This is a genomic window from Streptomyces sp. NPDC001678, from assembly GCF_042892945.1.
In the GTDB taxonomy this organism is placed as follows: Bacteria; Actinomycetota; Actinomycetes; order Streptomycetales; family Streptomycetaceae; genus Streptomyces.
Genome location: NZ_JBIAUP010000019.1, coordinates 1 through 14,156 on the forward strand (window position 1 = coordinate 1; position 14,156 = coordinate 14,156).

At 73.7% G+C, this 14,156-nt stretch carries 12 protein-coding genes; 6 read left to right on the forward strand and 6 right to left on the reverse strand.

The window, feature by feature from the left end; all coding sequences use genetic code 11:
- Window positions 1-162 precede the first annotated feature (162 nt).
- The 4 genes from ACFYZR_RS29115 to ACFYZR_RS29130 all read right to left on the reverse strand — a co-directional run bounded on the left by ACFYZR_RS29115 (window position 163) and on the right by ACFYZR_RS29130 (window position 4,354).
- Window positions 163-1,647 carry an MFS transporter gene (locus ACFYZR_RS29115; RefSeq protein ID WP_391915563.1) on the reverse strand — a complete coding sequence of 495 codons (1,485 nt, stop codon included), beginning with the start codon at window positions 1,645-1,647 and terminating at the stop codon, window positions 163-165.
- Window positions 1,648-2,184: 537 nt separating this feature from the next.
- On the reverse strand, window positions 2,185-2,676 hold the full coding sequence (locus ACFYZR_RS29120; RefSeq protein WP_391915565.1) for an NUDIX domain-containing protein: 492 nt from the start codon (window positions 2,674-2,676) through the stop codon (window positions 2,185-2,187).
- 189 nt (window positions 2,677-2,865) lie between these two features.
- Window positions 2,866-3,477 (reverse strand): hypothetical protein, encoded by a 612-nt coding sequence (locus ACFYZR_RS29125; RefSeq protein ID WP_391915568.1) that lies wholly within the window; start codon window positions 3,475-3,477, stop codon window positions 2,866-2,868.
- A 79-nt stretch (window positions 3,478-3,556) separates the two neighbouring features.
- Complete coding sequence (locus ACFYZR_RS29130) at window positions 3,557-4,354, reverse strand: glutamate racemase (RefSeq protein WP_391915570.1); 798 nt, start codon at window positions 4,352-4,354, stop codon at window positions 3,557-3,559.
- A gap of 59 nt (window positions 4,355-4,413) precedes the next feature.
- Here ACFYZR_RS29130 and ACFYZR_RS29135 point away from each other — a divergent pair, with 59 nt between their 5' ends.
- The gene (locus ACFYZR_RS29135) at window positions 4,414-5,583 is read left to right on the forward strand and encodes a glycosyltransferase (protein ID WP_391915572.1); all 1,170 of its coding nucleotides are present in this window, start codon (window positions 4,414-4,416) and stop codon (window positions 5,581-5,583) included.
- A gap of 91 nt (window positions 5,584-5,674) precedes the next feature.
- On the opposite strand, the gene ACFYZR_RS29140 is transcribed toward ACFYZR_RS29135, so the two are convergent.
- Entirely contained in the window at window positions 5,675-6,937 is a 1,263-nt protein-coding gene (locus ACFYZR_RS29140) for a TerD family protein (protein WP_391915574.1), read from the reverse strand.
- Between the two features lie 167 nt (window positions 6,938-7,104).
- Here ACFYZR_RS29140 and ACFYZR_RS29145 point away from each other — a divergent pair, with 167 nt between their 5' ends.
- The 5 genes from ACFYZR_RS29145 to ACFYZR_RS29165 all read left to right on the forward strand — a co-directional run bounded on the left by ACFYZR_RS29145 (window position 7,105) and on the right by ACFYZR_RS29165 (window position 12,922).
- Window positions 7,105-7,650: a DUF6643 family protein gene (locus ACFYZR_RS29145; RefSeq protein ID WP_391915576.1), complete on the forward strand. Its 546-nt coding sequence runs from the start codon at window positions 7,105-7,107 to the stop codon at window positions 7,648-7,650.
- Between the two features lie 76 nt (window positions 7,651-7,726).
- A complete protein-coding gene (locus tag ACFYZR_RS29150) occupies window positions 7,727-8,563 on the forward strand; it encodes an MOSC domain-containing protein (protein ID WP_391915578.1) in 837 nt (278 codons plus the stop codon).
- A 178-nt stretch (window positions 8,564-8,741) separates the two neighbouring features.
- Window positions 8,742-9,401 carry a hypothetical protein gene (locus tag ACFYZR_RS29155; RefSeq protein ID WP_391915580.1) on the forward strand — a complete coding sequence of 220 codons (660 nt, stop codon included), beginning with the start codon at window positions 8,742-8,744 and terminating at the stop codon, window positions 9,399-9,401.
- 110 nt (window positions 9,402-9,511) lie between these two features.
- The gene (locus ACFYZR_RS29160) at window positions 9,512-11,923 is read left to right on the forward strand and encodes a right-handed parallel beta-helix repeat-containing protein (RefSeq protein WP_391915583.1); all 2,412 of its coding nucleotides are present in this window, start codon (window positions 9,512-9,514) and stop codon (window positions 11,921-11,923) included.
- Window positions 11,924-12,076: 153 nt separating this feature from the next.
- On the forward strand, window positions 12,077-12,922 hold the full coding sequence (locus ACFYZR_RS29165) for a DeoR/GlpR family DNA-binding transcription regulator (RefSeq protein ID WP_391915586.1): 846 nt from the start codon (window positions 12,077-12,079) through the stop codon (window positions 12,920-12,922).
- A gap of 34 nt (window positions 12,923-12,956) precedes the next feature.
- Here the strand turns inward: ACFYZR_RS29165 and ACFYZR_RS29170 are convergent, their stop codons facing one another.
- Window positions 12,957-14,066 carry a PLP-dependent cysteine synthase family protein gene (locus ACFYZR_RS29170; protein WP_391915589.1) on the reverse strand — a complete coding sequence of 370 codons (1,110 nt, stop codon included), beginning with the start codon at window positions 14,064-14,066 and terminating at the stop codon, window positions 12,957-12,959.
- Between the last annotated feature and the right edge of the window lie 90 nt (window positions 14,067-14,156).

Sequence of the window (14,156 nt, forward strand, 5' to 3'; positions counted from 1 at the left end):
CCCGCCGGCGCCGCCCCTGGGCTACCCGGCCCGGGGGGGCCCGCGCCCCCCTGTGGGTGGGGGGGCGGGGGGGGGCCCGGGGGGGCCCCCCCCCGGGGGGGGGGGGGGGCGCACCGTCCCCCCACACCACCCTCAGGCTTCTCTCCCGCTATCTCGGCCCCGCTATCTCGGCGGCTGGTCGGAGGCCTCGTCGGTGGCTCTGGACGGGCCCGGCAGCCGGGCCGGGTCGTGCGGCCGGAGGGCGTCGTTCGCCGGGGCCGCGGCCTCCCGGCCGGGTACGGGGGTGCCGGCGGCCTGCGAGCCGGAGGGGGCCACGGGGACCACGGGTGCCGCCGCGCGCTTGATGACGGCACCACCGGAACCCTTGGCCACCACCGGCCCTTCCACCACCGGCGCTCCGGACGGCACCTGCAGTCCCGGCAGCATGCCGCCGCGCTGGAGCAGGGCCACCGAGGCCGCCGAGGACAGCCCGAAGGCGAGGCAGACCAGCCAGGGCACCCACCACAGACCGGTGCGCCCGCCGAAGTCCATGGCCCGGCCGACCACGGCGTTGCCCGCGGTGGCCGCGAGACCCGAGAAGACGTAGAAGAGCCCGAAGTACGTACCGGTCAGGCTCTCCCGCCCGAACAGCGGCACCATCTCCAGCACGGTCGGGTGGGCGACCATGATGCCGAAGAAGAGCAGCACCGAGCCGACCACCATCACGGTCATCCGTGCCACCGCCTCGCTCGTACCGGCCGGGGCCTCGCCACCGCAGACGAGCAGCGGGGGCAGGAAGCTGAGGCCCATCACGACCAGGCCGGAGCTGATCCACCGGGTGCCGCCCCCGTTGCGCTGGAGCGCTCTGGTGATCCGCAGCTGGAACAGCATGTTGGCGAGGGCGCCGGCGGCCAGCAGCACCCCGGCCGAGCCCTTCCAGCCCGAGGCGCTGAGGGCTCCTTCGGGCAGGAGGAGGTAGAGCTGGTTCTCCATCGTGAACATGCCGATCGTGGAGAACGAGAACAGCAGGAACCGGCGGTTGCAGAAGGCTTCGCGCCAGTCGCCGAGGACGGTGGCGGAGGGTCCGCGGGGCGGCTCCCCCTTTGTGGGCAGGACCAGCGCCTGGGCGACCGTCAGTGCCCCGAAGGCGGCCGCGGCCACCACGGCGCACAGCCGGAAGTCCGTCAGGAACAGCACGCTCCCCAGCAGCAGCCCCATCAGCGAGCCGATGGTGGCGTAGACGTTGAGGAGCGCGAACGACTCGGCCTTGCGGTCGCCCGATTCGAAGGCGACGTAGGTGCGTACGGCCGGGTAGAAGAGCGCCGCCGCCAGCCCGGTGAGCACGGAGGCGCCGAGCAGCAGAGGCAGCGAGTTGCCGAAGGCGAAGAGGGAGAAGCCCACGGTGCGCAGGGCACAGCCGGTGATGATCACCACGCGTGGCCCCAGCCGGTCGGTGGCGGAGCCACCGAGGATGAACAGGCCCTGCTGGCTGAGATTCCGCGCCCCGAGCACCAGCCCGATGAGCGCGGCCGACATTCCCAGGCCCTGCTCCAGATATGCCGCGAGAAACGGCATCAGGAGGTAGAAGCCAATGTCGATCCCAAACTGATTGAGCAATAGCAATCGCAATGCGAGTGGAAACTCGCGCGTCGCCCGAATGTTTCTCATGCGCGTTCCTGAATCCAGCCCGGGCAGGCTGAAGCACCCTGAACCAAGGTGCGCCACGCTCCGGGGGTTTGACTGTGCGTCAAGCGGCAGGGACGGCGGCCAGGGGGCTACCCTTGGACTTCTTCCTGATCAGAAGCCTGATCAAGGGCCAGAGCGCCCCGGCGTCCAGATCGTCGGCTCGCTTTCCCGTCCATGGGAACGGTCGCACTCGCTGACGGTGAGAGGGCGGTCGATCATATGCTTTTGCGATGCATCCTCACTGACCCCCGACTGCTCTCGGAAGAATGAGCAGGGGACACTTTAGCAAAGCAGCCTCTTTCCCAACAGTGCGCGCGTACAGCCTGGACGAACGCCTGGATCAAAGGATCTGGAGCGAATTCACCACCCCGGCTTTTTCTTCGAGCGCTGGAACGAGGGTGCTGACGAACTGACCTACGATCACACCGGGCCGCGCCCCGGAGCGCACGCCGGGGGGCGGACTGCCTGACAGGACGTCAGGTGCCTGACAAGGCATCAGGGGCAGTGAATGACGAGCCGTCAGCCATCGCCCAACTCCCCGCCGCACCCCGCGAACCACGTCGGCTCGTCCATCGCGGCCTGCTTGATCCGCGCCACCGCGAACGGCTCCATCGGCGGCAGCGCGTCCACCGCGAACCAGCCGACCTCCAGCGACTCGTCGTCGTTGACGCGCGCCTCCCCGCCCACCGCGCGGGCCAGGAAACAGATGTCCATGAACTGGCAGACGTCCCCATTGGGATAGACGACCCGTTGCAGGGCCTCGACCAGGAGCACCCGCTCCGGCACACACCGGACCGAGGTCTCCTCGAACACCTCGCGCACGATCGCCGCGGCGGGCTGCTCCCCCGGCTCGGGAATGCCCCCGATGATCGACCACTCCCCGGTGTCGGAACGCAGCCCGAGCAGCACCCGGCCCTCCTCGTCGAGGACGACGGCGCTCGTTCCGGGCATCCACAGCAGCCTGTCGCCGATGAGGGTCCGGAGCTCGCGGATGAAGTCGGGGATCGCCATGCGCCGAGGCTAACCAACGGGACCGGGACGGGACGCGTCCACCCCGCGAACGCACCCATGGGGGCGCGCACAGGGGGCGCCCGGGACCGTCCGCGCGCCGGGCCGGGTCGGCGTCAGCCGGGCCGGGTCAGCGTCAGCCGACCCGAGTCACGCGTGAGCCGGGCCGGGTCACGCCTGAGCCGGGCCGGCTCACGCGTGCGCGGAGCGGCCGCCCAGCATCCGGAGCCGGTCGCGGATCACACGCACGGCGGCCTCGGCGTCGTCCACGGTGACCGTGTACATACGACCGTCCCCGAGCCGGACCACAAAGCCCTCGCCCCGCCGGACGACCACACCCGTGCCCTTCTCCGGACGCCAGCGATAACCCCAGCCGCCCCACTGGCGCGGTGTGACACGGGGATCGAAGTCCGCGCCGACCACATGGGTCAGCGGAATGCGGGTGCGCGGTACGCCGATGTGACCACAGCGGATCTCCAGGGTGTCCTTGTCGACGCGCACGGCCACATGCACGAAGGCGATGGTGCCGTACAGCATCAGCAGGCCCGCCGCCACACAGCCGACGACGGCCATCACCAGGGGGGCGAGCCCGGACGTCCACGCGCTGTCGACGGCGAGGTCGACGCCGAGCGCCACGCACGCGGCGCCGGCGGCGGCCAGCAGCCACTGGACGCGATTGGTCGCGCGCCCCGTCCAGACGGCGGGCGTCGCGGGACCGGGCTGCCCGGGCGCTTCCGGCCGCTCGTCGCCACCGGGGCTCGACGCGCCCGCCGGCTCCCGCGGGTCCTCGCAGTGGTCCCTCATACCGGGCAGCCTACTCACGTTCCGCCACGGCGGCAGGGGTGCGCGCGGACTCGACGCGAACGGGACGTAAAAGGGCGAGTCAGGAGCGCGCGGCGCTCACGGGGCCGAGCGAGCGGCCCTCGGCGTAGCTCAGCGAGGCCGCCCCCAGCTCCCCCTCGCGGCCGGTGAGCAGCACGGTCAGGCCGCCCGTGGGCGCGGCGTCGGGGTCGGGCGCGGTGCCGGCGCGGCGCAGCGCCTGGGCGGCGACGGCCATGGCGGAGCCGTACAGCTCCACCGGCCGGGCACCGGGGCCCTGGATCTCGGCGACGGCGGCGCGGATGCGCTCGGCGACCAGCTCGTAGTGGGTGCAGCCCAGGACGAGGCCGCGCACGTCGGCGGGTGTGTTGGCGGCGGCGGCGCGCACCGCGGCGGCGATGGCGTCGGCGTCGGCGTGCTCCACGGCGTCGGCGAGGCCGGGGCAGGGCACCTCGGTGACCTCGACCCCGGAGGCGAAGTCACGGATCAGACCGCGCTGGTAGGGGCTGCCGGTGGTGGCGGGGGTGGCCCAGATGGCGACGGGGCCGCCGTCGGCCGCGGCGGGCTTGATCGCGGGGACGGTCCCGATGACGGGGAGGCCGGGCTCCAGCTCGGCGCGTATGGCTTCCAGCGCGTGGACCGAGGCGGTGTTGCAGGCGACGATCAGCGCGTCGGGCCGGTGCGCGGCGGCCGCGCGGGCGCAGGCCAGGGCGAGCCGGGTGAGGTCCTCGGGGGTCCGGGGGCCCCACGGCATGCTGGCGGGGTCGGAGGAGAGGACCAGATCGGCGTCGGGACGCAGCCGGCGCACGGCGGCGGCCGCTGCCAGCAGGCCGTTTCCGGAGTCGATGAGCGCGATCTTCACCCGGTCACTTTAATCGATGTGCCCGGCGGGCCCGGCCCCGCTGCGGCAGACTGCGGCGGGTGAGCGCGCTGACGTGGATCGCGACGGGTTCCCTGGCCGCGTGGGGCTGGCTGCTGCTGGGGCAGGGTTTCTTCTGGCGTACGGACGTCCGGCTGCCGCCCCGCACCCCGCCCGCGGACTGGCCCGCCGTCGCGGTCGTCGTGCCCGCCCGGGACGAGGCGGAGGTGCTGCCGATGAGCCTGCCGTCCCTGCTCGCACAGGACTATCCGGGCCCGCTGGAGGTCTTCGTCGTCGACGACGGGAGCACCGACGGCACGGGCGATCTGGCCCGGGCCCTCGCCGAGGAGCACGGCGGGCCGCCGCTGACCGTGGCCTCGCCCGGGGATCCCGCCCCCGGCTGGACCGGGAAGCTGTGGGCCGTGCGGCACGGCATGGCGCTCGCCCTGGACCGCACCGACGCCGAGTACCTGCTGCTCACGGACGCGGACATCGCCCACGGCCCGGACAGCCTGCGGGAACTGGTGGCGGCGGCCCGCTCCCGGGGGCTGGACCTGGTCTCGCAGATGGCCCGGTTGCGGGTCACCACGTTCTGGGAGCGGATGGTCGTCCCGGCCTTCGTGTACTTCTTCGCCCAGCTGTACCCCTTCCGCCGGGTCAACCGCCCCGGCGGGCGGACGGCCGCGGCGGCGGGCGGGTGTGTGCTGCTGCGCCGCGAGGCCGCGCTGCGGGCCGGGGTGCCGGAGAGCATCCGGCAGGCGGTGATCGACGACGTGTCCCTGGCGCGGGCGGTGCGGCGCTCGGGCGGCCGGATCTGGCTGGGGCTGGCGGACCGGGTCGACAGCGTCCGGCCGTATCCGGGGCTGGGGCCGCTGTGGCGGATGGTCTCGCGCAGCGCCTACGCCCAGCTGCTCTACAGCCCGCCGCTGCTGGCGGCCACGGTCGCCGGGCTGGGGGTGGTGTACCTCGCGCCGCCGGTGGCCGTCGTGGCGGGCGCGCTGACCGGCGCCGTCGTACCGCTGGTGTGCGGGGGCCTGGCGTGGGCGGTGATGGCGGGGACGTACGCGCCGATGCTGCGCTACTACCGGCAGCCGCTGTGGCTCGCCCCGCTGCTGCCGGTCACGGGGCTGCTGTACCTGCTGATGACCGTGGACTCGGCGGTCCAGCACCACCGGGGCCGGGGCGCGGCCTGGAAGGGACGGACGTACGCCCGCCCGGAGGCCGCGCCCTGACCGGACGGCGCCGGCGGACGGCCCGGATATCGGCTTGGACGACCCGGGTGCCGGCTCGGACAGCCCGGGTGCCGGCTCGGGCGGCCCGAGGTCATTTGCGGCCCGGGGTCCAGTTCAGGCCCCAGTCGTAGGCGCGGTCCAGGGTGCGCTGGGGGCTGACGCCACGGTCGGGCACGAGATAGCGGGCCTCGCGCTGGACGACGAGCTCGCCGCCGCTGTTGGTGATCAGGGCGAGGGCGCAGACGTTGGAGGCGACGACGCACTCGTCGAGCGAGAAGTCGACCGGTGCGCCGTGCTGCGGCTGGAGGGTGACGGTGGCGTGCAGGCCGGCGAAGCTCGTGGCGCCCTCGTAGATCGTGACGAAGACGAGGATGCGCCGGAAGGCGGCCGCCTTGTCGAGGTTGACGGTCAGGTTCTCCCCCGATTCCACCGCCCCGGTCCGGTCGTCGCCGTCGAGGTGGATGTACGGGGGCCGGTGCAGCGAGCCGAAGGAGTTGCCGAGGGCCTGCACCACGCCCTTGGTGCCGTCGGTGAGCTCGAAGAGGGCGCCCAGGTCGAGGTCGATCCCGGGCTGGAACGCCATGCCCAGCCGCCGTCCCCAGGTCCTGGTCTGCTGTCGCGTCGTCCAGTTGAGATTGACCCGCAGCGCGCCGGACGTGCCGCCCTGCTTGGCGAGGGAGACCCTCGGGGCCTCCTTGGTGAGCGTGACCTTGGTCAGCCGCACGGGCCGCTCGGGCGCCGGCGCGGTCACGGGGGCCGGCGCGGGTGCAGGAGCCTGGGCCTGGGCCGGGGCTTGAACCGGGGCCGGGGCCGGGGGCACCGGGGCGGCCGGCCGGTCGACGGTGATGCCGTAGTCCGTCGCCAGGCCCTCCAGACCGCTGCTGTAGCCCTGCCCCACCGCGCGGAACTTCCACTCCCCCTGCCGCCGGTAGAGCTCGCCCAGTACGAAGGCGGTCTCGACGGTCGCGTCGCGGCTCTCGAAGCGCGCCAGCTCCGTACCGGCCGTCGCGTCCAGGACGCGGATGCCCAGCCCCGGCACCCGCCCGAAGGCACCGCCGTCGGCGGAGGCCGCGAGCACGACCGACTCGACGGCGGGCTCCAGGGCGGCCAGATCGACGGTGAGGGTGTCGCTCACCGACCCGTCCGCCGTGCGCTTGCCGTCGTGCCGCACGGCGCCCGAGGGATGGACCGGCTGGTTGTAGAAGACGAAGTCCGCGTCCGACCGGACCCGGCCCGCCGAGAGCAGCAGCGCCGACGCGTCGACGTCGGGCACTCCCGGGCCCGTACGCCAGCACAGCTCGATCCGTACCACCTGCGAAGGTATCCGGACATTGGCACCTTTGAGCATTTCCATCCTCAACCCCTCCGAAATGACCCGGCTCTTTACACGATCCCAACGTACCTTGACGACCGATTTCCCCAGGTTCGATGGGATTGGCAAAGCGCCACCCCTCCGGGCATCGCGAACAACCCCCGTACCCGTCTCCCCAACCGGCACAGCATGGGCTTAACTTATGGGCTATGACCTCCCCCCGCAGCACCTACGGCGGTGGCTACTACGCCTCGTCGTCGTTCCCGGACACCCCCATCTACGACAGCCTCGTCGCCGAGCGGGGCACCCCGCAGATCGCGCCGATCCGGGTGTCCTCCCCGTACGACTTCGGTGGCGCGCCCGCCCCGGTCCAGAGCAACCTGCCCGCGCTGCCGGCCCTGCCCTCCGGCCCCTCCTCCCACCAGGCCCCGCCCGCCGGCTACGCCGCGCCCGCGCCCGCCCCGCAGTACGGCGGCCAGCCCATGGGCATGAGCCAGCCCGCGCCCGCACCCGCTCAGGGCCCCGGCCCCGGTCTCCAGCAGACGCCCGCGCCGTACATTCCGCAGCAGGCCGCCACGCCGCGCGCCGGCTACGCGGGGCAGGCGCCGCAGCCGGCGCAGCAGCGCCCGGGTGCCGCGTCCATGAGCCCGGCCGGGTTCGACGCGATGCGTCCCGTGGCGCCCCGCCCGGCGCAGGCGCAGTACGAGGACCCGTACGGCGGCGGCCGCCCGTACCCGGAGCAGCGCGGCTACTGACCCGCGCTCGACCCGCGCCCCGGGCGCCGGTCCACCGGGGCGGCCAACTGTCATATCCGGCTGGCAAGATGGACGCATGTCCACTTCCGTGCTGTCCTCGGTCCATTTCTACCCGGTGAAGTCGATGGCGGGGTGTGCTCCCGGCGAGGCGGCCGTGGAGCCTTGGGGGCTCGCCGGGGACCGCAGATGGCTCGTGGTGGATCCGGATCACCGGATGATCACCCAACGTCAGGAGCCGCGGCTCGCGTTGGCCGCGGCCGAGCCGCTGCCGGGCGGCGGGGTGCGGCTGACCGCCCCCGGCGCCGGGCCATTGGAGGTGGCCGTGCCCGCCCCGGCCGACGGGCCGGGCGGCACGGTCGTCGCGGAGATCTTCCGCGACAAGGTGGAGGCGGTGCCCGCGGGCGGGGCCGCCGAGGCCTGGCTGACGGCGTTCCTGGGCACCGGCGCCCGGCTCCTGCACATGGACGACCCGGCCCGGCGCCGCCCGATCGACCCGGACTACTCGCGCCCGGGTGAGACGGTCAGCTTCGCCGACGGCTATCCGCTGCTGGTCACCACGACCGCCTCGCTGCGCGAGCTCAACTCCCTCATCGCCCGGGGCGACCGCGCCGCCGAGGGGCCGCTCCCCATGAACCGCTTCCGCCCCAACCTGGTCGTCGACGGCACCGCGCCCTGGGCCGAGGACGAATGGCGCCGGGTGCGCATCGGCGAGGTGACCTTCCGCGCGGTCAAGCCCTGTGCCCGCTGCATCGTGACCACCACCGACCAGGGGACGGCCGAGCGCGGCAAGGAGCCCCTGCGCAGCCTGGCCCGGCACCACCGCATCGGCGGCAAGGCCGTGTTCGGCAAGAACCTGATACCCGAGCACACCGGGACCCTCCGGGTCGGCGATCCGGTCGAGATCCTCGACTGAAAAGCCCTTCCCGTCCCGGCCTGTCCGGCTCGCCCGTCCCGTCCGGCTCGTCCTTCGTCGTCCCGTCTTCCGTCAACGTGCCGCCGCGCACAGCAGCCGCGGGGGGTGATTTTCCGCTCTCCGCCGCCTTCTTCCGCATGCGGCGCCCGGTGTGAGGTATTTACGGACGCGTAAGGGGGTGAACACCATACGTGCGACGCTTTCCTTCTGGTTGTCCCTGTGGCGCCGGCGGCGCAGTCCGCTGCGGCGCCGGAGCGATGTCCTCGAGGCCTGGGCGGGGGTGGCCGCCGTGGTGCTGATGCTGCTCGTGGGTCCGGCCCTCGGCTGGACGGCGGGCTCCCTCGCCCACGAGGCGCTCCGGGAGACCGTCCGGGACCAGCACCTGCACCGCCATCTGGTGACGGCCACCGCCCTGGCCCCGGCCTCCGGGAGCGCCGAAGGCGACGGCCACGAGGCCGGGGCCGGGCGGGAGGCCGGTGCGGGGCGCGACGGTGGTGCCGGGCGCGACGGCTACCGGCGGGTCCTCGCCCGCTGGCGGGGCCCGGACGGCCTGGAGCGCACGGGCCTGGTGGCCGTCCGTCAGTACGCGCGCCCCGGCGAGCCGTTCCCGCTGTGGACCGACGACCGAGGCGCCGCCGCGAGCCGTCCCATGGACGGCGCGGCCGCCGCCGTCCACGCGGTGCTCGCGGGCCTGGGGGCGGCGGGCGCCGCCGCCGGCCTGGTCGAGGGGGCCCGCAGGCTGGTCGTCTGGCGGCTCGCGCGCCGCCGGTACGCGGAGTGGGACCGGGCCTGGGAACGCGCCGGGCACACCTGGGGACGGGCCGACGCGGGAAGCTGACGAGGGTCCCGGACAGCCAACTCCCGTGCCCCACGCGCGCTACGGTGGTGCGGCCGGTACTCCTCCGTCCCGGATGCACACACACGCGAACGTGGGGGCACAGCAGCACCATGGCACAGGGTTCGAGCACGGGATCGGTCCAGGTGACGCACACGGGCACATCGCGCTGGCGGCGGCGTACGGGCGAGTACGACTCGCTGGCCTCCGCCCTGGAGGCGGCGGCCGACGGCGATGTGCTGTCCGTCGCCCCGGGGACATACCGGGAGAATCTCATCGTCTCCCGGTCCGTCACCCTGCGGGGCGGCGAGGGCGGGCGCGGCGCGGTGCGGATCGCCCCGACCGAGGGCGTCGCGGTGACCGTGCGCGCCTCGGCGACGCTGCGGGATCTGCTGATCGAGGGCCATGACGCGTCCGCGCCGGCGCTGCTCGTCGAGGACGGGGCGCCGGAGCTCGCGGACCTGCGGGTGGTGACGCGCTCGGCGGCGGGCATCGAGGTGCGCGACGGGGCCCGGCCGACGGTGCGCCGCTGTTCGGTCGACAATCCCGGGGGCGTCGGCATCAGTGTGCTGGACGGCGCGGCCGGGCTCTTCGAGGACTGCGAGGTGGTGGCGGCGGGCCAGTCGGGGGTCACGGTGCGCGGCGGCGCCGCGCCGCGGCTGGAGCGCTGCCGGGTGCACCACACCCGGGGGGCGGGTCTGTCGCTGACGGGCGAGGGCAGCACCCTGGAGGCCGTCGGCTGCGAGGTGTACGAGATCCAGGGGACGGGCGTCCAGCTGACCTCGCGCGCCACCGGGCTGCTGACGGACTGCCGGGTGCACCGCACGTCCGCCGACGGCGTGACCCTGGACACCGACGCCGTGCTGTCCCTGACGGACTGCGACATCCATGACGTCCCGGAGAACGCGATCGACCTGCGCTCCCGCTCGGTGCTGACGATGACGCGCTCGGCGGTGCGCCGCTTCGGCCGCAACGGCCTGTCGGTGTGGGATCCGGGCACGCGGGTGGAGGCCGGGAGTTGCGAGATCCACGACAGCACCGGCGACTACCCGGCGGTGTGGGTGAGCGACGGCGCGGGCGCCGAGCTGGTCTCCTGCCGGGTGCACGACGTGCCGGACGCTTTGTTCGTCCTGGACCGGGGGTCCAGCGCGGATGTCACCGACAGTGATCTGGCGCGGGTGCGCGGTACGGCGGTCTCGGTGAGCGGCGGGGCGACCGCGCGGCTGGCCGACTGCCGGATCCGGGAGGCGACCACGGGCGTCTGGTTCCGGGGCCACGGCAGCGGGGGCACCCTGAGCGGCTGCGCCGTCGACGCGACGTCGACCGGCGTCATCGTCACCAAGGGCGCGGACCCGGTCGTCGAGCGCTGCACGGTGACCTCGCCCCGGGAGGCGGGCTTCTACGTCTCCGCAGAGGGGCGCGGCACCTTCGACGGCTGCCGGGTGACGGGCAGCGCCGGCTACGGCTTCCACGTCATCGACGGCTGCCGGTCGACGCTGACGGCCTGTCGCACGGAGCGGTGCGCGCGCGGCGGCTACGAGTTCGCCGAGGACGGCCCGGTCAGCCAGGGCTGCACCAGCGACGAGGACGCCGTGCGGCACCGGGCCGCGGTGCCCGCCGTGGAGAAGGCGGCGCGGCCGCCGGAGCGGGCGGTGCCGGGAGTGCCGGCGCAGCGTTCCCCCGCCGTCGCCGACCCGCCGCCCGCCGGGGCCTCGCGCACGGCTTCGGCGGCGCTGGCCGAACTGGACGCGCTGGTGGGCCTGGAGAGCGTCAAGCGCGAGGTGCGGGCCCTGACGGACATGCTGGAGGTCGGGCGGCGGCGCCGGCTGGCCGGGCTGAAGGCCGCCTCGCCCCGCCGGCATCTGGTCTTCACCGGCTCTCCGGGCACGGGGAAGACCACCGTGGCCCGGCTCTACGGGGAGATCCTCGCCTCCCTCGGGGTGCTGGAGCGCGGCCATCTGGTGGAGGTGGCCCGGGTGGACCTGGTGGGCGAGCACATCGGCTCCACGGCCCTGCGCACCCAGGAGGCCTTCGACCGGGCGCGGGGCGGGGTGCTGTTCATCGACGAGGCGTACGCGCTGTGCCCCGAGGACTCCGGGCGGGACTTCGGCCGTGAGGCGATCGACACGCTGGTGAAGCTGATGGAGGACCACCGGGACGAGGTCGTGGTCATCGTCGCCGGCTACACGGCCGAGATGGACCGCTTCCTGACCGTCAACCCCGGTGTGGCGTCCCGGTTCTCACGCACCATCACCTTCGGCGACTACGAGCCGGAGGAGCTGCTGCGCATCGTGCGGCAGCAGGCCGACGAGCACGAGTACCGGATCGGCGAGGAGGCGGCCGGGGCGCTGCTGCGGTACTTCACCGACATCCCCAAGGGGCCGGCCTTCGGCAACGGCCGTACCGCCCGGCGGACCTTCGAGGCGATGGTCGAGCGGCACGCGGGCCGGGTGGCGCAGCTGACCGCGCCCAGCACGGACGACCTCACCCTGCTGTACGCGGAGGATCTGCCCGAATTGCCGTGAGCCGGGGCGCCGGGGCAAGCAGGGTGGCACCGAGGGGTGATGGGCGAAAAAGGGGAAGACGGAAGGGGCTTGAGCGAAACCGATCGCTGTCGTTCGCGCGTGGGAGTATGTGTGCGCATCAAGGGCGGCGGTCGACCGGAAAGGAGGGGCCGCGTGAGTGACCAGCAGAATCTCCTGGCGGAGCAGCGGCGTGCCCTGATCCTCGACGAGGTCAGGCGGCGCGGTGGGGTACGGGTCAATGAGCTGACGCGGCGTCTCAACGTCTCGGACATGACGGTCCGCCGCGATCTGGACGCGCTGGCCCGGCAGGGCGTCGTGGAGAAGGTGCACGGCGGCGCGGTGCCGGTCGCGGAGGCGACCACGCACGAGCCCGGCTTCGAGGCGAAGTCGGCGCTGGAGCTCAGCGCCAAGGAGGACATCGCCCGGGCGGCGGCCCGGATGGCCGCGCGCGGCGCGGCCATCGCGCTCGCGGGCGGGACGACGGCCTTCGCCCTGGCCCAGCATCTGGTGGACATCCCGGATCTGACGGTCGTCACCAACTCGGTACGGGTGGCGGAGGTGTTCCACACCTCCCAGCGCACGATGTCGGCGTCCGGGCCGCAGGCCCGCCCGGGCGCGGCCACGGTCGTCCTGACGGGCGGGGTGCGCACCCCCTCGGACACGCTGGTGGGGCCGGTCGCGGACGCGGCGATCCGGTCGCTCCACTTCGACGTGCTGTTCATCGGGGTGCACGGCATATCCGTGGAGGCGGGGCTGTCGACGCCGAACCTCGCGGAGGCGGAGACCAACCGCCACTTCGTACGCTCCGCCCGGCGCGTCGTGGTGCTGGCCGACCACACCAAGTGGGGCACGGTGGGGCTCAGCTCGTTCGCCGCGCTGGACGAGGTCGATGTGCTGGTGACCGACGCGGGCCTGCCGCCGCGCGCCCGCGCGGAGATCGCCGAGCGGCTGCCGGAGCTGGTGGTGGCCGGCGCCCGGGGCAACGGCGCGGACGTCTGAGCGGTACGGGGCGTCGTACGGGCCCGGCCCGTGCTCAGTCGGGCCAGCGGCCGGTCGCCAGGAAGGCGTCGATGGCCATCGCGTAGGGCTGGATGTCCAGCCCCTCCGCCGCGAGCCAGGCGTCGGAGTAGTACTTGTCGAGGTAGCGGTCGCCGGGGTCGCAGATGAGGGTGACGACGCTGCCCGCGCGGCCCTCGGCGACCATCTCCGCGACGATCTTCAGCGCGCCCCACAGGCCGGTGCCGGTGGAGCCGCCGGCCTTGCGGCCGAGGGCCGTCTCCAGGGCGCGTACGGCCGCGACGGTGGCGGCGTCCGGGACCTTCATCATCCGGTCGATCGCGGCGACCAGGAAGCTGGGTTCCATGCGGGGCCGGCCGATGCCCTCGATGCGGGAGCCGCGCTCGCTGGTCGCGTCGGGGTCGTGGTCCCGCCAGCCCTCGAAGAAGCAGGAGTTCTCCGGGTCGGCGACGCACACCCTGGTGTCGTACTGCATATAGCGCGTGTAGCGGGCGATGGTCGCGGAGGTGCCGCCGGTGCCCGCGGTGGCGACGATCCAGGCGGGCTCGGGGTGGCGCTCCAGCCGCAGCTGGCTGTAGATCGACTCGGCGATGTTGTTGTTGCCGCGCCAGTCCGTGGCCCGTTCGGCGTAGGTGAACTGGTCGATGTAATGTCCGCCGGTCCGCTCCGCGAGGGCCGCGGCCTCCGCGTACATCGTCCGGGGGTCGTCCACGAAATGGCACCGGCCGCCCTGGAATTCGATCAGCCGGCACTTCTCCCGGCTCGTCGTGCGCGGCATGACGGCGACGAAGGGGACGCCGATCAGCTGGGCGAAATAGGCCTCGGAGACGGCGGTGGAGCCGCTGGACGCCTCGATCACCGAGACCTCGGGGCGGATCCAGCCGTTGCAGAGCCCGTAGAGGAAGAGGGAGCGGGCGAGGCGGTGCTTGAGGCTGCCGGTGGGGTGCGTGCTCTCGTCCTTCAGATAGAGGTCGACGCCCCACTCCCCGGGCAGCGGGAATCGCAGCAGATGGGTGTCGGCGGAACGGTTGGCGTCCGCCTGGACCTTGCGGACCGCCTCCTTCAGCCAAAGGCGGTAGGACGCGTCGCCGCGGTCCACGTCGATGGTGCGCACGGTGCCGGTCACACGCCGCTCCTCATGGTTCCGGATGGGGACTCACACGGATCACCCGGGCGTTTCGATCATAAAGGGGCACTGGTGCGCGGGCCTGCTCAC

Bases quoted from the DNA above. Each gene is read 5' to 3' on its own strand.
- ACFYZR_RS29145 (WP_391915576.1), top strand. From the start codon at position 7,105: ATGACCTCCCCCCGCAGCACCTACGGCGGTGGCTACTACGCCTCGTCG.
- ACFYZR_RS29160 (WP_391915583.1), top strand. From the start codon at position 9,512: ATGGCACAGGGTTCGAGCACGGGATCGGTCCAGGTGACGCACACGGGC.
- ACFYZR_RS29140 (WP_391915574.1), bottom strand. From the start codon at position 6,937: ATGGAAATGCTCAAAGGTGCCAATGTCCGGATACCTTCGCAGGTGGTA.
- ACFYZR_RS29120 (WP_391915565.1), bottom strand. From the start codon at position 2,676: ATGGCGATCCCCGACTTCATCCGCGAGCTCCGGACCCTCATCGGCGAC.
- ACFYZR_RS29150 (WP_391915578.1), top strand. From the start codon at position 7,727: ATGTCCACTTCCGTGCTGTCCTCGGTCCATTTCTACCCGGTGAAGTCG.
- ACFYZR_RS29125 (WP_391915568.1), bottom strand. From the start codon at position 3,477: ATGAGGGACCACTGCGAGGACCCGCGGGAGCCGGCGGGCGCGTCGAGC.
- ACFYZR_RS29115 (WP_391915563.1), bottom strand. From the start codon at position 1,647: ATGAGAAACATTCGGGCGACGCGCGAGTTTCCACTCGCATTGCGATTG.